This window comes from Rhodococcus sp. 2H158 (genome assembly GCF_053764755.1).
Window position 1 is genome coordinate 98,297 of the sequence record NZ_JBSNCE010000022.1, and the last position, 17,639, is coordinate 115,935.

Annotated in this window: 15 protein-coding genes, 1 tRNA gene and 2 pseudogenes; 10 read left to right on the forward strand and 8 right to left on the reverse strand. The window is 70.9% G+C overall.

Annotated features, from left to right (window positions below; translation table 11 throughout):
- Positions 1-5: 5 nt before the first annotated feature.
- The 5 genes from ACWPOB_RS20910 (at position 6) to ACWPOB_RS20930 (ending at position 5,178) form a co-directional block, all read left to right on the forward strand.
- Positions 6-1,229 (forward strand): dihydrolipoamide acetyltransferase family protein, encoded by a 1,224-nt coding sequence (locus tag ACWPOB_RS20910; protein ID WP_455401973.1) that lies wholly within the window; start codon positions 6-8, stop codon positions 1,227-1,229.
- Positions 1,230-1,238: 9 nt separating this feature from the next.
- Positions 1,239-1,517 carry an acyl carrier protein gene (locus tag ACWPOB_RS20915; protein WP_100058270.1) on the forward strand — a complete coding sequence of 93 codons (279 nt, stop codon included), beginning with the start codon at positions 1,239-1,241 and terminating at the stop codon, positions 1,515-1,517.
- An 85-nt stretch (positions 1,518-1,602) separates the two neighbouring features.
- Entirely contained in the window at positions 1,603-2,361 is a 759-nt protein-coding gene (locus ACWPOB_RS20920; protein WP_100058271.1) for a GAF and ANTAR domain-containing protein, read from the forward strand.
- Positions 2,362-2,544: 183 nt separating this feature from the next.
- Positions 2,545-2,985, forward strand: coding sequence for a DUF4383 domain-containing protein (locus ACWPOB_RS20925; protein ID WP_100058272.1), 441 nt, complete (start codon positions 2,545-2,547; stop codon positions 2,983-2,985).
- Between the two features lie 405 nt (positions 2,986-3,390).
- Positions 3,391-5,178, forward strand: coding sequence for an ABC transporter ATP-binding protein/permease (locus ACWPOB_RS20930; protein ID WP_455401974.1), 1,788 nt, complete (start codon positions 3,391-3,393; stop codon positions 5,176-5,178).
- Positions 5,179-5,409: 231 nt separating this feature from the next.
- Here the strand turns inward: ACWPOB_RS20930 and ACWPOB_RS20935 are convergent, their stop codons facing one another.
- Positions 5,410-5,736 carry a hypothetical protein gene (locus tag ACWPOB_RS20935; RefSeq protein ID WP_455401975.1) on the reverse strand — a complete coding sequence of 109 codons (327 nt, stop codon included), beginning with the start codon at positions 5,734-5,736 and terminating at the stop codon, positions 5,410-5,412.
- 267 nt (positions 5,737-6,003) lie between these two features.
- Between ACWPOB_RS20935 and ACWPOB_RS20940 the strand changes: the two genes are divergently transcribed.
- Entirely contained in the window at positions 6,004-6,429 is a 426-nt protein-coding gene (locus ACWPOB_RS20940) for a hypothetical protein (RefSeq protein ID WP_455401976.1), read from the forward strand.
- 14 nt (positions 6,430-6,443) lie between these two features.
- On the opposite strand, the gene ACWPOB_RS20945 is transcribed toward ACWPOB_RS20940, so the two are convergent.
- The gene (locus ACWPOB_RS20945) at positions 6,444-6,575 is read right to left on the reverse strand and encodes a hypothetical protein (RefSeq protein ID WP_256997108.1); all 132 of its coding nucleotides are present in this window, start codon (positions 6,573-6,575) and stop codon (positions 6,444-6,446) included.
- A 52-nt stretch (positions 6,576-6,627) separates the two neighbouring features.
- On the opposite strand from ACWPOB_RS20945, the gene ACWPOB_RS20950 reads away from it, so the two are divergent.
- Positions 6,628-6,948, forward strand: a complete 321-nt coding sequence (locus ACWPOB_RS20950; RefSeq protein ID WP_455401977.1) for a hypothetical protein — start codon at positions 6,628-6,630, stop codon at positions 6,946-6,948.
- A 4-nt stretch (positions 6,949-6,952) separates the two neighbouring features.
- Here the strand turns inward: ACWPOB_RS20950 and ACWPOB_RS20955 are convergent, their stop codons facing one another.
- Complete coding sequence (locus tag ACWPOB_RS20955; RefSeq protein ID WP_455401978.1) at positions 6,953-7,735, reverse strand: serine protease; 783 nt, start codon at positions 7,733-7,735, stop codon at positions 6,953-6,955.
- Positions 7,736-8,145: 410 nt separating this feature from the next.
- Positions 8,146-8,219: transfer RNA gene (locus tag ACWPOB_RS20960), tRNA-Leu, on the reverse strand.
- Between the two features lie 110 nt (positions 8,220-8,329).
- Here ACWPOB_RS20960 and ACWPOB_RS20965 point away from each other — a divergent pair.
- Both ACWPOB_RS20965 and ACWPOB_RS20970 read left to right on the forward strand, forming a co-directional pair.
- Positions 8,330-8,944, forward strand: coding sequence for an ANTAR domain-containing response regulator (locus ACWPOB_RS20965; RefSeq protein ID WP_006941125.1), 615 nt, complete (start codon positions 8,330-8,332; stop codon positions 8,942-8,944).
- 154 nt (positions 8,945-9,098) lie between these two features.
- Positions 9,099-10,424 (forward strand): ABC transporter substrate-binding protein, encoded by a 1,326-nt coding sequence (locus tag ACWPOB_RS20970; RefSeq protein ID WP_100057519.1) that lies wholly within the window; start codon positions 9,099-9,101, stop codon positions 10,422-10,424.
- Positions 10,425-10,487: 63 nt separating this feature from the next.
- On the opposite strand, the gene ACWPOB_RS20975 is transcribed toward ACWPOB_RS20970, so the two are convergent.
- From ACWPOB_RS20975 to ACWPOB_RS20990, 4 genes and pseudogenes are all read right to left on the reverse strand, one after another.
- Positions 10,488-11,279, reverse strand: coding sequence for an ABC transporter ATP-binding protein (locus tag ACWPOB_RS20975; protein WP_455401985.1), 792 nt, complete (start codon positions 11,277-11,279; stop codon positions 10,488-10,490).
- A 29-nt stretch (positions 11,280-11,308) separates the two neighbouring features.
- Positions 11,309-12,349 (reverse strand): ABC transporter ATP-binding protein, encoded by a 1,041-nt coding sequence (locus ACWPOB_RS20980; protein WP_455401979.1) that lies wholly within the window; start codon positions 12,347-12,349, stop codon positions 11,309-11,311.
- Positions 12,342-13,331, reverse strand: coding sequence for a branched-chain amino acid ABC transporter permease (locus ACWPOB_RS20985; protein WP_100057521.1), 990 nt, complete (start codon positions 13,329-13,331; stop codon positions 12,342-12,344). Before ACWPOB_RS20985 ends, ACWPOB_RS20980 begins: the two co-directional genes overlap by 8 nt.
- 5 nt (positions 13,332-13,336) lie before the next feature.
- Positions 13,337-14,588: pseudogene (locus tag ACWPOB_RS20990) on the reverse strand (branched-chain amino acid ABC transporter permease).
- Positions 14,589-14,849: 261 nt separating this feature from the next.
- Between ACWPOB_RS20990 and polA the strand changes: the two are divergent.
- Positions 14,850-17,588: pseudogene (polA, locus tag ACWPOB_RS20995) on the forward strand (DNA polymerase I).
- The last annotated feature ends 51 nt before the right edge of the window (positions 17,589-17,639 follow it).

Sequence of the window (17,639 nt, forward strand, 5' to 3'; positions counted from 1 at the left end):
GCGACGTGTTCGAATTCACCCTGCCGTCCCTCGGCGCCGACATGGACGAGGGCACCCTGACCGAATGGCGCGTCGCGCCCGGTGACACGGTCGAGCGCGGCCAGGTGGTCGCCTCGGTGGACACCGCCAAGGCAGAGGTGGAGGTCGAGATCTGGCGGGACGGGGTCGTCCACCGGTTGCTCGCGGAGCCGGGTGTCACGCTGCCGGTCGGCGCGGTGATGGCCACCCTGCTCGAGCCCGGGGAGGACGCTCCGCCCGTCGCCGAGGCCCCGGTGGCCGGGGCCCCGGTGGTGGCCCCCGTCGCCGCGGCCGGCGGCGCCGCCCCCGTCACCGAGGCGCCGCCGGCGCCCGCCCCGGCCGCTCCGGCCGCGCGGCGGCGGGTCTCGCCGGCCGCCCGCCGGCAGGCCCGGCAGCTGGGCGTGGACCTCGACACCGTGACCGGCACCGGACCCTGGGAGTCGGTGACGATCGAGGACGTCGATCGGGCGGCGGCGGCTCGTGCAGGGACCGCGCCGGCACCGTCGCCCGCCGCCGCGGCGGCACCGGCCAAGGCCCCGATCGACAAGGCCGCCGAGATGCGCCGCGCCATCGCGTCCGCGATGGGACGTTCCAAGCGGGAGATTCCGCACTACTACCTGTCGGAACAGATCCCGCTCGCACGTGCCCTCGACTGGCTCACCGAGTACAACGCGCAACGCCCGGTCACCGAGCGCGTCCTGCTTGCGGCGCTGCTGCTCAAGGCGGTCGCCCTGGCCACCCGCCGGTACCCCGAAATGAGCGGATTCTGGACCGACGGCGAGTTCCACCCGGCCCCGGCCGCGCACGTGGGGGTGGCGGTCTCCCTGCGCCAGGGCGGGCTGATCGCCCCGGCGATCCACGACGTCGCCGACCTCGCCCTGCCCGAGCTCATGGCCGCCCTCGCCGACCTCGTCAAGCGCGCCCGGGCGGGCTCGCTGCGCAGCTCGGAGATGTCCGACCCCACCGTCACCGTGACCAACCTGGGGGAGGAAAGCGTGGACTCGGTGTACGGGGTGATCTACCCGCCGCAGGTCGCACTGGTCGGCTTCGGCAAGCCGACCCGGCGCCCGTGGGTCGACGGCGACGCGGTACGGCCCGTCCCGGTGGTCACCGCGACCCTCGCCGCGGACCACCGGGTGAGCGACGGCCGGCGCGGCGCCCTGTTCCTGGCCGAGATCGCCGAACTGCTCCAGCACCCGGAACGACTGTGAGGTGAGATCGTGACCACCGACGAGACCAATACCGGCGAGACCGCCCGTGCCGACATCCGCGCCGCCGTCGTCGCCGCGATCGCCGACGTCGCACCCGAGATCGAGGACATCGAACTGGCGGGGGACCGGCCGCTGCGCCAGCAGGTCGACCTCGACTCGATGGACTGGCTGAACGTGCTGATCGGACTCCGTTCGTCGCTCGGGGTGGACATCCCCGAGTCGGACTACGCGCACCTGAGCACCCTCGACGGCCTGGTCGACTACCTGGCGCAGCGCCTCGGACGGTGAGGCCGCACGAGATGGCCCGAGAACTGTGCCCGGCCGGTCTCCCCGGGTGCATTCTGTGAGAAGAACGACCGACGAGGATGCAGTCGTGGACGGGGACATGGCCGGGAACGACCCACTGTGTGGACGAGTCGGGGAGATCGTCGTGGCGCTGCGCAGGCTGTCCGACGCGCTCGACGAGGGCGACGAGTTGCCCGAGCTGCTGCAGCTGCTCGTCGGCAACGTCGTGAAGATCGTGCCCGAGACCGGCATGGCGGGGGTGACGGTCCTGCGGGGCGGCCGCCCCGAGACGGAGGTCTGCAGCAATCCGCTGCTCTACGAACTCGACCACGCCCAGTACCTCGCCGGCGCCGGCCCGGGCCTCGACGCCGTGCGGACCGGCCAGGTGGTGCGCGCGGACCGCGCCGAGATGCGGCGACGCTGGCCGGCGTTCGCCGAGCGCGCGGAACGGTTCGGGACGGCGAGTTCGCTGGCCGCGCCGCTGCGGATCGACGACGAGACGTCCGGTTCGTTCAACCTCTACAGCGAGCACGACCACGGGTTCGATTCTCTGGACGAGACGCTGGTGGAGGTGTTCACGACGGCCGTGGAGACTGCACTGCGGCAGGCCCGTCGCTGTGCCCGGGCCCGGGCACAGATCACGCAACTCGATCGGGCCCTGCGTTCGCGTCCGACCATCGACCACGCCGTCGGGATCGTCATGGCCGCTCGCGGTCTGACCGCCGAGGAGGCCTTCGCCGTGCTGGTGCGACAGTCCCAGCATGAGAACGTCAAGCTGCGCGACGTCGCTGCCCGGCTGGTCGCCCAGCTCACCCCCGCCGGAGCTGACCCGCGGCCGGACCGATGACCCGGGGCCGGTGACCGTTCCCGCGGGCAGCACGCACGGCCCGTCGCTGACCCGCGAAAAGCCTCGCGGACAAGGTTTCACGAACGCCCACGGAGGTATCTCTCCCGCAGCCGCAGCCTCTCCGGCTCCGGTCACCTGTTCGAACGAAAGGAGCCGGCCATGGCCGAGCACGCAGGACGAACTATGACCCGGACACCGGTGCAGACAGCCGCCCTCGCTGTCGGTGTGGTGTTCCTCCTCGTCGGCATTCTCGGGTTCGTTCCCGGAATCACGACCAACTACGACACCATGACGTTCGCCGGACACGAGTCCGGGGCGCTGCTGCTCGGGATCTTCGAGGTCTCCATCCTCCACAACATCGTGCATCTGCTCTTCGGTGTGGCAGGCGTCGCGATGGCCCGCACGGTCGGTGCCGCTCGGTCCTACCTGATCGGCGGCGGCATCATCTACCTGGTGCTGTGGCTCTACGGACTGGTGATCGACAAGGACAGCTCGGCGAACTTCGTGCCGGTCAACTCCGCCGACGACTGGCTGCACTTCGTTCTCGGGGCGGGCATGATCGCCCTCGGCTTCCTGCTCACCCGCCGGACCACGACGCACCGCACCGTGCCCGGCACCCGCTGACAGTCACCCACCGACCCGTCGCCGGTCTCGCCGCCAGGAGCGAGGACCGGCGACGTTCGTGTGCCCCCGCGGATCGTTCCGTCCTGCGGGCACGGCCCGGCCGGGCTCGACCGCACGGCGAGCCCGGCCGAGCCGTGGTCACCTCCGCGGCCCGCTCCTGCGACGCTGAACCACCACGTAGACGACCACTCCGACGAGAATGAGAATGCCCAGAACCTCCATGACGTCGGATACCCGCTGAACCCGGGATGAAGCAGCGGTCCGGTGCCGGGCCCGGGCGGACACGGGCCCCGCCACGGGACAGCCCCACGATCGGTCGCGGAATCGGCGTCGCGCACCCCGGGACGGGGTCCACAATCTCTCGCATGGACCGCGCGATCGCGCGGGAGACGGGAGCGGCGACGGATGGAATGGGGAAGTGTGCTCGTCGACAGCGTCTGGTGGACGCTGAAGGCGTACGTGATCACAACGGTGGTGTTCGTCGTCGTGGTGGCGCTGCTCGCGCGAACGACCCACTGGGGACGGCAGTGGTGGCGCATCGCGTGGCCCTACTTCGATCCGCGTCGTGGCCTCGGCCCGCTCGGACTCGTGGCCCTGGTTCTGCTGTTCACCGTCTTCGCGGTGCGGATGAACGTGCTGTTCTCGTACTGGTACAACGACTTCTACACCGCGATCCAGGACCTCGACGAGGCCGCGTTCTGGCGGTTCATGCGGGTCTTCGCCGTGCTCGCCACCATTCACGTGGCGCGCAGCCTGGTCGCGTACCTGCTCGGTCAGACCCTCGACATCCACTGGCGCACCCAGTTGAACAACCGGCTCGTCGACACCTGGCTCGACACCGGTGCGTTCTACCGGGACCGGTTCGTGGACAAGCCGGTGGACAATCCCGACCAGCGCATCCAGGTCGACGTCACCGATTTCGTCACCACCACCCGCGTCCTGTCCATGGGGGCGGTCACCGCGGTGCTGTCCATCGTCAGCTTCACCGGCATCCTGTGGGACCTGTCGGGCCCGATGACCGTGTTCGGCACCGAGATCCCCCGCGGAATGGTGTTCCTGGTCTACATCTACGTGCTGGTCACCACCGCGGTGGCGTTCTGGATCGGCCGGCCGCTGATCCGGCTGAACTTCCTGAACGAGAAACTCGGCGCCACCTATCGCTACGCCCTGGTCCGCGTCCGCGAGTACGGCGAGAACATCGCCTTCTACCGCGGCGAGAACGTCGAGCGGGGCGGCCTGCTGGGCCGATTCGCCGCGGTGATCCGCAACTGGTGGCGCATCGTGTTCCGGATCCTGAAGTTCGACGGCTTCAACCTGACCGTCAACCAGATCGCGGTGATCTTCCCGTTCCTCATCCAGGGGCCGCGGCTGTTCGCCGGTCAGGTCACCCTCGGTGACGTGATGCAGACCGGCAACGCCTTCGGTCAGGTCCACGAATCACTGTCCTTCTTCCGCGAGTCCTACGACGACTTCGCCGCGTTCCGGGCGACCACCATCCGTCTCAACGGCCTGGTCGACGCCACCGACCAGTCCGCGAAGCTGCCCGTCCTCGTCGCGACCGAGCAGGGCGACACCCTCGACCTGCGCGGTCTCGACGTGCGGACCCCGGCCGGCCGGCCGCTCGTGACCGGCCTCGACATCCACGTGTCCCCCGGCGAGGCACTGCTCGTCCGCGGCGCCTCCGGCAGCGGCAAGACGACCCTGCTTCGCTCCCTCGCCGGGCTCTGGCCGTACGCCCACGGGCGGATCGCGCGTCCGGACGGCGACGCGCTGTTCCTGTCCCAGGACCCGTATGTGCCGCTCGGGACGCTGCGCGAAGCGCTGTCGTATCCTCGTCCGCCCGTACGGGACGACGCGGAACTCGGCGAGGTGCTCGAACGCGTGCACCTCGGGCATCTGAGGGAACGCCTCGACGACGACACCGACTGGGCGCGCGTGCTGTCCCCCGGGGAGCAGCAGCGCCTCGGCTTCGCGCGGGTGCTGCTGGCCCGGCCGCGGACCGTGTTCCTCGACGAAGCCACCGCCGCCGTCGACGAGGGACTCGAGCACGCGCTCTATCGCACCGTGCGCGAGGCGCTGCCGGACAGCGTCATCGTCAGCGTCGGGCACCGCAGCACTCTCGACAGCTTCCACGACCGGGTGCTCGAACTGCAGGGGGAGGGTCGCTGGACGGTCACCGAAAGCGTCCGCTGAGATCCACGCGAGGTCACCGGGTGAATCACCCCGAGACGTGTCCACCGCCCGACGGCGGAACTACGCTGAAGGCTCGGTGACCTCGATGCCGGCGACTGCCGGCGGGCATGTCCGAGCGTCGGCACCCGGTGTCCGGTCCCGAGCTCGCCGCGATCCAGGACACACCGGGCGTGGTCACAGCCGAACTGCACCGCCCCTGGTGCCGTCTCGTGGTGTCCGACGGCCGGCACGCTACGAGTCCGTGCTGCTGCACGCCGTGGCCGCCCGCGGCGCCACGACCGCGGCCGCGGCCACCGCGGCGTGGGCGATGGCGAGGGGCACGGGCTCGAACCCGCGCGCGTCGACCGTGGCGCTCGTCGCGCTCGTCGCGCTCGTCGGCGCCCAGCCCGGGCGGACTCTGCTCGAGTCGCGCAGCCCCCTCGTCGTCGCCACGGTCCTCGGATCGCTCGCCGCGATGGCCGCGCTGATCAGCACGCCGGGGATCAGCGGGCTGCTGGGCTGCGTGCCGGTCGGTCCGGTCGGATGGACCCAGGCACTCGGGTGCGCGGTGGCGGCCACCGTGGTCGCCGCCGTCGCACCGACCGTCGCGCTCCGGCTACCGGCGATCGGTGAGGTGGTGACAACGGTGCTCGAGTCCCGGGATGCCGGTGGCGCTTCCGGAAAGCGTCGGCGCCGACCCCTCGGCTCTCGCCGACATCGGGACTACAGTAGGGGCGAGTCCGACCGTCACGGCCACCGTGCCCCGGGAACGACGGCTCCTCGAGGCGCCGAGCTCGCCGCAGACCCCGCGCACGCTGGCGACCGAAAGCAGAGCAGGGACTTGCCATGCAGCTACTGGACACCACCGGCCACCTGGTCACCCGCACCGCGAACGCCACCACCAGCGCCGCGGGAGCCGTCGGCGGCGCCGCTGTCGGCGGGCTCGTCGGCAGCGTGCGCGGCGCGCTCGACGGCGCCCGCTCCGGTGTGAGCAGCGGCTCCGGCTCCACCCCGGCGGCGGCGCTGACCCTCGCGGCGCTCGGGCTCACCGGGCTCGTGGAATGGCCGGTCGTCGTCGCCCTCGGCGGAGGCGCGCTCGCCGTCCGGCTCCTCAATCCCCGCCCCGGCCCGGCGCGTCCCGGCACGACCGCCGCCGCCCCCGGGGCGGTCACCGCGCCCGCACCGACGGGGCAGCCGCCGACGAGGCCGGCCACGGCCCGCACCGCACCGGCGCAGCCGGGAAGGAAGACGCCCCCCGTGGCGACGAGCTAGTTCGGCCGGGGGTGTCAGTCGTCGACCACGACCACCACGCCGGCGCGCATCAACACGGCGTACAGCTCGCACAGCGGGGGAGTGAGCAGCCGGACCACGGCGCCGACCACCGCATCCGGGCCCACGGCGGCCATCGGGTTCGACATGCCCCCGACGGTAGGGACGTCAGGTGAACCGAAGTTGACGAGCGAGGAAAGAATGGCCGACGAACAGTCCTTCTGGGAATCCCACCGAACGATGGCGCGGCTCGCCCGCGACGCCGAACGCTTCGCCGTGCACCTGCCCCTCGTCGGCCGAGTCGGGATCCCCCGGCCCGACCAGCTCGCCTACTTCGCCGGGCTGGCGGCGCTGGTGGCGCTGGATCTGATCGAGTGGCCGGTGGCGGTGGCCATCGCCGCGGGCCAGGTGGTGGTCACCGAGCACAACCACCGCGGCGCCACGGCCGCGACGCACCGCGCCGGGACGACGACCGCCGGCGCGGGCACGGCGACGACGGCGTCCGCGGAGGCGAGGACCTGACTCGTCACGGCGTGCACACGAGCGTGAATCCCGCGCCGATGCCGCCCTGGGCGTCCAGGTCCTCGATGATCCGGTCGGCCCGCTGGTACACCGCGAAGCGCACATCGTTCGGCCGGTATCCGACCGCGAGGCCGAGCCACTCGTTGGTGTCGGTGCGGGCCAGCGGACCGCCGGAGTCGCCCTGCTGCATCACGAGCCACGAGTTGACCGAGTTCGGGTTCACCAGCACGTCGCGGGTGCCGGCGCCGTCCAGCACGTCGACGAGCGGGGCGGGCCCGCACGCGGTCCCGGTCGTGTGCCCGGCCGCGCAGTGCCGGCCGATGTCCTGGTCGCCGTCCGGCAGCGAGCCGATCGACTCGAGCACCACGACCTCGCCGTCGGCGTCCGGCGCCGAGGTGTTCGAGCCGCGCACCCTCGTCTCGTCGAGCAGGATCACCGCGTAGTCCGGCGCCGCGTCGGTCGGCATTCCGAGCCAGTCCACCGACCCGGGGCTGTGGACGGAGGTCTCGGTGCCGACAGGCCCGCGGCTCTGCTCGCCGACCTTCCATACGGCGGCGGAGCCGGTCTGCCGGCAGTGGCCGGCGGTGATGGCGACGAGCCGGCCCCCGCGGTCGTGGCCGACCGCGGCGACCGAGCACCAACCCGGCGCGGGATCGGCGGCGGTGAAGGTGATGCCGTCGCCCGGGTGCAGCACGATCCGATCGTTCGGCACGTGCGCGGCCGCACCCGGAACCGGAGCGAGCATCACAGCCGCCCAGGCCGCCACGACGGGAAGGGCGCGTCCCATGCCTTCTCCCATCTCGATCCGTGTTCCGCAGGGCCCGGGAACGGTCGGGGGTGGTCCCGACCGGAACACCGGCCGGCGCAACCGAAATCGGCACCTTACCAGCGTTCCCGGACGTCGGCGCGGCACACCGGTCGGCCCTCGCGGGCGAGAATTGCGCCGCGCAGCAGCACCCGGGTTGCTCCACCGCCGGCAGGCGCGGCGGTGCGGCGGCTCGGTCGGCGCCGGATCGGAGGGGGTGAACAGCGCCGGAGTCGTCGTTCCGTCCACGGGGATCGGATGTCGGCGTCGGCCGGCCCGGCGAACTTCGGTCACCGCTCGTCGGTCGCCGAGTGCGCACCGGCCGAGGCAGCGACGCGGTGGGGCCCGCGGGTTCCTCGGGGCGCCGCGCCAGTGAGGCGGCGCACTGTGGGTGCCCCCGGTCAGACTCGAACTGACACTGTACGGGTTTTGAATCCGTTTCCTCTGCCAATTGGGATACGGGGGCGTCGTGCGGTGACCACTGTAGAAGATCGGTAACTGCCGTCGACCACCGGTACCCTTCTAACGTTCCACCCCCTCCGCGGGGGCCGCCCGAGCGACAGGAGATGGCCGACGATGACAGCCGCCCCGCACGAGAATCCCGCTCAGCCGCGGCGCGTCGTAGTGGCCGAGGACGAGGCGCTGATCAGGCTCGATCTGGTGGAGATGCTCCGCGAGGAAGGCTACGAGGTCGTCGGTGAGGCCGGCGACGGGCAGCGGGCGGTCGAGCTGGCGGAGGAGCTGAAGCCCGACCTGGTCATCATGGACGTGAAGATGCCCCGGCGCGACGGCATCGACGCCGCCTCGGAGATCGCCGCCCGCCGCATCGCGCCTGTGGTCATCCTCACGGCGTTCAGTCAGCGCGAACTCGTCGAACGTGCCCGGGACGCCGGCGCCATGGCGTATCTCGTCAAGCCGTTCTCCAAGTCCGATCTCGTTCCGGCCATCGAAGTGGCGGCGAGCCGGTTCGCGGAGATCCGTGAACTCGAGCGTGAGGTGGCGGGGCTGACCGAGCGGTTCGAGACCCGCAAGCTCGTCGACCGCGCCAAGGGCCTGCTCATGGACAAGCATGCGATGACGGAGCCGGAGGCGTTCCGATGGATCCAGCGGGCGGCAATGGATCGGCGCACCACGATGAAGCACGTCGCCGAGGTGGTCATCGAGACGCTGGGCGGTGCCGCGGCGGGATGACGGATCTCCCCGTCACACCGGCGTTAATTCTTCGATAACGGTCGCGTCACAAGGATTTCGCCCGGGTTCACGGACGGCGCGGGGCGGATAGGTTTCTGGCCACGTCCCGGTGACGCATCCGGGACGGCGTGCATGCCGATCGAAGGAGAGTTGGATGGCCAGACGGACCTTCGTCCGCGCCGCTGCGGTGTTCGGAGCAGCGTCTCTCGCCCTTGCGGGTTGTAGCTCGGACAGCGACGATTCCGCCGCGGGCGGTTCCGGTGACAGCGCGGCGTCCGCGACGACCGTGACCACCGACTGCGAACCCGCGCAGGCGACCGCCGGTGCCACGCCGGTGACGACCCCGCTGAAGATCGGCACCCTGCTTCCCGAGACCGGCAGCCTCGCCTTCCTCGGGCCCCCGGAGGTGGCGGCGGTGCGGCTCGCGGTGGACGACGTGAACGCCGCCGGCGGTGTGCTGAGCCAGCCGGTGGAGCTGATCACCGGCGACTCGGGCGACACCACGACCGACACCGCGAACTCCACGGTGGACCGGGAACTCGCGGCGGGAACGCAGGTGATCGTGGGGGCGGCCTCGTCGTCGGTGTCGCTGAAGGTGCTCGACAAGATCGCCAGCGCCGGGGTGGTGATGTTCTCGCCGGCGAACACCTCCGACCAGTTCGTGTGCTATCCCGACAAGGGGCTGTACTTCCGCACCGCCCCCACCGATGTGCTGCAGGCGCAGGCCCTGGCGCAGCTGATCTCGGACGACGGTGCCCAGCGGGTGTCGATCATCGCGCTCAACGACCCGTACGGCACCGGCCTGGCCACCAACACCCAGAACAACCTCGTCGAGGCCGGCGTGCCGGAGGACCAGGTTCAGAAGATCATCTACGATCCCAACGCGCAGTCCTTCAACGCCGAGGTCGACCAGATCAAGAACTTCGGCCCCGACGCCGTGGCGATCATCGGGTTCGAGGAGTCCGCGAAGATCCTCACCCGCATGCACGAGGTGGGTATCGGGCCGTCCGACGGCATGCTCGTCTACGGCGTGGACGGAAACATGGGCAACGCCCTCGGTGCGGCCGTCGCGCCCGGCCTGGTCGACACGATGCGCGGCACCACTCCGCTCACGGACGTCGGCCCGGACTTCCAGAATCGGCTCAAGGCCATCGATCCCGCGCTGATCGACTTCAACTATGCCGGCGAGTCGTACGACGCCGTGGTGATCTCGGCGCTCGCTGCGGAACAGGCCGGCTCCACCGCCGGGGTGGATATCGCCGCGAACATCAACAGCATCACCAAGGACGGCACGACGTGCACCAGCTACCAGCAGTGCGTGGATCTGCTGCGCGGGGGCCAGGACATCGACTACGACGGTGTCACCGGCCGGCTCAACTTCACCGACGCCGGCGAGCCCGGCATCGGGTCCTACGGGCACCTGGTGTTCGGGCCGGACAACAGGCTCACCACCGAGGATTACATCGTGGTCGGTGAGTAGCGACGACCCCGCGGACGGGGCCGGGAATCGGATCGGTTCCCGGCCCCGTCCGCCGTCCACCCGTCAGCTGCGCTTCTTCTCCTGGCTTCCCGCGAGCGTCCCGAGGTACAGCTCGACGACCTTCGGGTCGTGCATGAGACTCGGCCCGGTGTCGGTGTACGCGTTGCGGCCCTGGTCGAGCACGTAGCCGCGGTCGCAGATCTGCAGGCACCGTCGCGCGTTCTGCTCGACCATGATGATCGAGACCCCCGCGGCGTTGATCTTCTTGCAGCGGATGAACACCTCGTCCTGGAACATCGGCGACAGGCCCGCCGACGGCTCGTCGAGCAGCAGCACGGACGGATCCATCATCAGCGCCCGGCCCATCGCCACCATCTGCCGCTCACCGCCGGACAGGGCCCCGGCCTTGACCTTGCGGCGCTCACCGAGGAGCGGGAACAGCTCCGCGACGAACGTGAAACGCTCCTCGAACTTCTTGGGCCGCAAGTAGATTCCCATCTCGAGGTTCTCCTCGATGGTCAGCGACGGGAACACGTTACGGGTCTGCGGCACGTAGCCGAGACCCTTGCGCACCAGTACGTGCGCGGGCGCGGCGGTGATGTCGTCGCCGCGCAGCGTCACCGTGCCGCGGCGCACCGGGATCAACCCGAACAGCGCCTTGAGCAGGGTCGACTTGCCGGCGCCGTTGGGCCCGATGATGCCGACGATCTCGCCGTCGCGGAGGAAGAAGTTGCAGCCGCGCAGGATGTCGACACCGGGGAAGTACCCGGCGACGATGTCGTCGGCGCGCACCAGCGCCCCCTCGGCGAGACGGGCGTGCTCCTCGGGGGTGGCCGCGCGTTCGGCGGCGGTCATCGGCGCCGGGCTGGGGGAGGGCGTCTCGCTCACGGCTTCTCCTGCGTCGGAGGCTCGGTACCGGTCTCGGGCTGCCCGGTCGTGCCGGGCATGTCGGCGAGGACGGTGGCGCTCGGTTCGGACAGGTCGCCGCCGGTCTCGAGGGTGTGGGCCTCGGCCTCCTCGATCGCCACGGCGAGCGCGGCCGTGGCGCCGACGGGGTTGCCCTCGTCGTCGAACTCGAGCGCCTGGTCGTGGTGGCTGCCCAGGTAGGCGTCGACGACGGCCGGACTCGAGGACAGCTGGTCCGGCGGGGCCTCGGCGATCACCGAGCCCTGGGCCATCACCACCACCCAGTCGGAGATGTCGCGGATGACGTCCATGTCGTGTTCGACGAACACGACGGTCATCCCGTCGTCGCGCAGGGCCTTGATGTGCCCGAGGAGGCTCTGCGTCAGCGCGGGATTGACCCCGGCCATCGGCTCGTCGAGCATCACCACCGTCGGCTCGGTCATCAGGGCCCGCGCCATCTCGAGGAGCTTGCGCTGCCCGCCGGACAGGGAGCCGGCCAGGTCGTCGGCCTTCGCGTCCAGAGCGAACCGCGCCAGCAGTTCGCGGGCCCGCTCGGTGATGACGCGTTCCTGCCGATGCCACGTCCACGGCAACAGCGCGCCGAGCATCCGTTCCCCGCGCTGGCCCGTCGCGCCGAGCCGCACGTTGTCGAGCACCGTCATCTTCGACAGCGCCTTGGTCAGCTGGAACGTCCGCACGATCCCGCGGCGCGCCAGCTGGTGCGGGTGCAGGCCGCCGAGCGGCGCCCCGTCCATGCTCCAGGTCCCCGTGTCGGGGCGGTCGAAGCCGGTGAGCAGGTTGAACAGCGTGGTCTTGCCGGCGCCGTTCGGCCCGATCAGCCCGGTGATGCACCCCCGCTGTATCTCGAGGTGCGCCACGTCGACCGCTTTGAGGCCGCCGAAGGTGCGGGAGAGCCCGTCCACCACGAGGATCGGATCCGGTTTGGCCGCGCCGGGCTCGCGTGCCACGGAGTCGAACAGCGCGGAGCGCTGCGCCGCGGAGAGGGTCGCGTCAGGCATCGAGCTGCACCTCCCGCTTGTTGCCGAGGATGCCCTGGGGCCGGAACACCATCATGACTGCGATGAGCACACCGAGGAGGATGTAGCGCATCGCCCCGACCTGCTGCTCGGACAGGGCCAGCAGCGGGTCCGGGCCCGAGATGGACTGGCGCAGCAGGGCATCGGGAACGGTGAGCAGGAACCAGAACAGCATCGCGCCGAGCACGGGACCGAACACGGTGGCGGCGCCACCGAGGATCAGGGCGCCGAAGGCGAAGAACGTCTGCGCGGTGGAGTAGAAGTCGGGGTTGATCGACTTGGTCTGCAGCGCGTTGAAGACGCCGCCGAGCCCGCCGATCATGCCGCCGAGCACCAGCGCCTGCATCTTGTACACGAAGACGTTCTTGCCGAGCGATCGGGCGGCGTCCTCGTCCTCGCGGACGGCCTTGAGGACCCGGCCCCACGGGCTGTGGCTGAGCAGGTACACCAGCCCGCACAGCACCAGCACCAGGGTCCAGCCCACGACCATCGCCCACAGGTCGTCGCCGTAGAACCGCATCCCGAGCAGCGAGTACTGCCGCCCGGAGTCGAACGGGCTGAGCTGCGTGAACGGCCCGGCGAACCCGAACAGGCCGTTGGTCGAGCCGGTCACCGGATCCGAGGCGGTGGATCGGAACACCAGCCGCAGGATCTCGGAGGCGGCGATGGTGACGATGGCGAGGTAGTCGGCCCGCAGCCGCAGCGTGGGGATGCCCAGCACCAGAGCCAGCAGGGCCGAGGCGGCCAGGCCCACGAGGATGCCGAGCCACAGCGGCTGGTCGTAGGTGACGGTCATGATCCCGACGCCGTACCCGCCGAGCAGGGCGAACCCGATCTGGCCGAAGTTGAGCAGTCCGGCGTACCCGAAGTGCAGGTTCAGCCCGATGGCCAGCAGCGCGTAGAAGATCGCCGACGGCCCGATCAACTGGGCGAAGGAAACCTGGAGAACGGCAGCGATGTCCACGGCGGTCACCCGACCCTTGCCCGGCTGCCCAGGATGCCCTGGGGGCGGACGACGAGGATGAGGATCAGCACGAGCAGGCCGCCGATGTACTTCAGGTCGGGGTTGATGACCAGCGTCGACAACTGCACCAGCAGGCCCACGATGACGCAGCCGAGCAACGCCCCGTACGCGGTGCCGAGGCCGCCGAGGGTGATCCCGGCGAACATCAGCAGCAGCAGCTTGAAGCCCATCTCCCACTGCACGCGGCCCCCGAGCTCGGACAGCCCGAAGAGCACGCCGCCCAGGGCGGCCAGCCCACCGCCGAGGGCCCACACGAACCGGACGACGCCTTCGACGTCGATGCCGGAGGCCGCCGCCAGATCCCGGTTGTCGGCCACCGCCCGCATGGCCTTGCCGATGCGGGTGCGCTGGATGAGCAGGGCCACCCCGACCAGCACGACGAGGCTGACCACGATGCAGGCCAGGTTCACCGGGGTGATCGCGATCGGACCCCATTCCAGCTGGCGCTGGCCCTGATAGTCGGCGAACGCTTCGGCCCGGTCGGAGAACAGCGCGAGGATCAGGTAGCGCAGCGAGATCGCCAGGCCGATGGACACGACCAGCTGTGCGATGAGGCCGGTGCGCCGGCGCCGCAGGGGCGCCCAGATCAGTCCGTTGTTGAGCAGGCCGATGACGATGCCCACCACGATCGCGAGCAGCGTCGCGGGGATCAACTGGATGCCCAGGCTGACGTTGAAGATCCACGCGGCCACCGCGCCGAGGGTCACGAGCTCGCCGTGCGCGAAGTTCGTCAGACCGGTGGTCCCGAAGATCAGGCTCAGCCCGACCCCGGCGATCGCGATCACGAGGCCGAACCGTAATCCGTCGACGACGGTGCGGATCAGCGTCTCCCACCCCGAGGTGGCGAACCCGGACCGCGACTCGCCGAACGAGAAGATGACCGTGTTCGCCCGGCCGGCGGCGACGTCGCGCTGCACGGTGGCCTGCACGCTCACCCCCTCGGGAAGGGACTGCTCGTCCACCTCGAACGTGTAGGTGCCGGGGGGAACGGTCATCTGCCAGCGGCCGTCGGGCGTCGCGGGCCCGCACCGTGACCCCGCCGAGGCGCTGCCCGGCGTTGTTGAGACTGCCGCTGACCCGCACCCCCTCGCTCGGCTGCGGCGCGGTGGTGGTCGGCGCCGGGGGTGGCGTGGGTTCCTGCGCGGCTGCCGCCCCGGCTCCGACACCGGCGAGCGCGAGCGCGACGAGCAGGAGCAGGAGTGTCGGGGCGAGCCGAGGTATCGGTGGTCGCCCCCGGAGCGGCACGGATGGGGCCACGCAGGTCCTCCGGATCACGTCGGGGTCGTCGAGCGCGGCGCCGGGGGACCGGCGTCGTGGAACCGGACTTTAGCGGCTGCAACCGCTTTCCACGGGGCTCTGCGATTTCCGCCGCGTATCCGTTCTGTTTCGGGTGCCGCGCCGAGTACACGGTCGCGGAGGGGCCCGGGTTGTCCGAGCCGGTCCCTAGACTGAGGAACCGTGACTCGTGCATCCACCTCCTCCGCACCCGCCGCCACCACCGGCGACCGACCGACCCTGCTGCTGCTCGACGGGCATTCCCTGGCGTTCCGCGCGTTCTACGCCCTGCCGGCGGAGAACTTCAAGACCCACAGCGGCCAGACCACCAACGCGGTGTACGGGTTCACCTCCATGCTCATCAACCTGCTGCGCGACGAGCAGCCCACCCATGTCGCCGCGGCCTTCGACGTCAACCGCGACACGTTCCGGGCGGCGGCGTACCCCGAGTACAAGGCCAATCGCAGCTCGGCGCCCGACGAGTTCCGCGGTCAGGTCGACATCACCAAGGACGTGCTCGAGGCGCTGGGCATCCCGGTGATGGCCGAGCCCGGCTACGAGGCCGACGACATCATCGCGACCCTGGCCACGCAGGCCGCCGCCCAGGGGTATCGGGTCCTGGTCGTCACCGGCGACCGGGACTCGCTGCAGCTGGTCACCGACGACGTGACCGTCCTCTATCCCCGGCGCGGGGTGTCGGACCTGACCCGGTTCACGCCCGGGGCGGTGGCGGAGAAGTACGGCCTGACCCCGCAGCAGTACCCCGACTTCGCGGCGCTGCGCGGGGATCCGAGCGACAACCTGCCCTCGATCCCGGGGGTGGGGGAGAAGACCGCCGCCAAATGGATCCGCGAGTTCGGCAGCCTCACCGAGCTCGTCGACCGCGTCGACGAGGTCCGCGGGAAGACCGGTGACGCCCTGCGTGCACACCTGTCCAGCGTGCTGCTCAACCGTCAGCTCACCGAGATGGTGCGGGACATGGCCCTGCCCTACACCCCCGACCAGCTGGCCCTGACCCCCTGGGACCGCGACCGCATCCACCGGCTGTTCGACGACCTCGAGTTCAAGGTGCTGCGCGACCGGCTGTTCGCGACCCTCAGCTCCGTCGAGCCGGAGGCCGAGGAGGGCTTCGAGGTGCGCGGCGGCGTGCTCGAGCCGGGCACGCTCGCCGGATGGCTCGCCGCGCACGCCGTGCCGGGCGTGCGGCACGGAATGGCGGTGCTCGGTTCCTGCGTCCCGTACGGCGGCGACGCCACGGCCGTGGCGATCGCCGCGGCCGACGGTGAGGGCGCGTACGTGAGCACCACCACCCTCACGCCCGAGGACGAGGCGGCGCTCGCCGCCTGGCTGGCCGACGCGGCCGTGCCCAAGGCGCTGCACGAGGCGAAGGCGGCCCTGCACGCACTGCGGGGCCGCGGGTGGACGCTGGCCGGGGTCACCAGCGACACCGCCCTCGCCGCCTACCTCGTGCGTCCCGGCCAGCGCACCTTCAACCTCGACGACCTGTCCCTGCGCTACCTCAAGCGGGAGCTACGGGTGGAGGAGTCGGGAGAGCAGCAGCTCTCGCTGCTCGACGACGCCGACGCCGCGGACGCGAAGGCCGCGGAGGCGGCGATTCTGCGGGCCCGGGCGGTGGTGGACCTCGCCGCGGCCCTGGACACCGAGCTCGAGGGGATCGAGTCCACCGCCCTGCTGACCGACATGGAACTGCCCCTGCTGGGTGTGCTCGCCGACCTCGAGACGACCGGAATCGCGGTCGAGGCCGGACGGTTGGACGACCTGCAGTCCGGCTTCGTCGCGGACGTCGCCGCCGCGGCGTCGGCCGCCTACGACGTGATCGGCAAGCAGATCAACCTCGGCTCACCGAAGCAACTGCAGGTGGTGTTGTTCGACGAGCTGGGGATGCCGAAGACGAAGAAGACCAAGACCGGCTACACCACCGACGCCGAGGCGCTGCAGAATCTGTTCGAGCAGACCGGGCACCCGTTCCTCGGGCACCTGCTCGCGCACCGGGAAGCGATGAAGATGAAGACCACGGTCGACGGCCTGGTCAAGTCCATCGCCGACGACGGCCGGATCCACACCACCTTCAACCAGACCGTGGCCGCCACCGGCCGGTTGTCCTCGACCGAGCCGAACCTGCAGAACATCCCGGTGCGCACGGAGGCGGGCCGGCACATCCGCGACGCGTTCGTCGTCGGCCCCGGCTACGACCTGCTGCTCACCGCGGACTACAGCCAGATCGAGATGCGGATCATGGCGCACCTCTCCGGCGACGAGGGCCTGATCGAGGCGTTCAACACCGGCGAGGACCTGCACAGCTTCGTCGGCTCCCGGGCGTTCGGGGTGCCGATCGAGGAGGTCACTCCGGAGCTGCGGCGACGGGTCAAGGCGATGTCGTACGGCCTGGCCTACGGGCTCAGCGCGTACGGGCTGGCGCAGCAGCTGAAGATCTCCACCGAAGAGGCCCGCGAACAGATGGAGGCCTACTTCAACCGCTTCGGCGGCGTGCGCGACTACCTGCACGCCGTCGTCGAGCAGGCCCGCAAGGACGGCTACACCTCCACCCTCTACGGCCGCCGGCGCTACCTGCCGGACCTGAACAGCGACAACCGTCAGCGCCGGCGGCCGTAGAGGGTGGAGGTCGCCGAGCGGGCCGCGCTCAACGCCCCGATCCAGGGCACCGCCGCCGACATCATCAAGGTCGCGATGATCGACGTGCAGACGGCGCTGCGCGGGGCCGGGTTGCGCTCGCGCATGCTCCTGCAGGTGCACGACGAACTGGTGCTCGAGGTGACCGCCGACGAGTGCGAACAGGTGCAGCAGCTGGTGCGGGACAAGATGGCCTCGGTCATCGACCTGTCGGTTCCGCTGGACGTCTCGGTCGGCTTCGGGCGCAGCTGGGACGCCGCCGCGCACTGACCCCGACACAGGGGTGCGCACGTCCCGTCGCCCTCTCGCGGCGGGACGTGC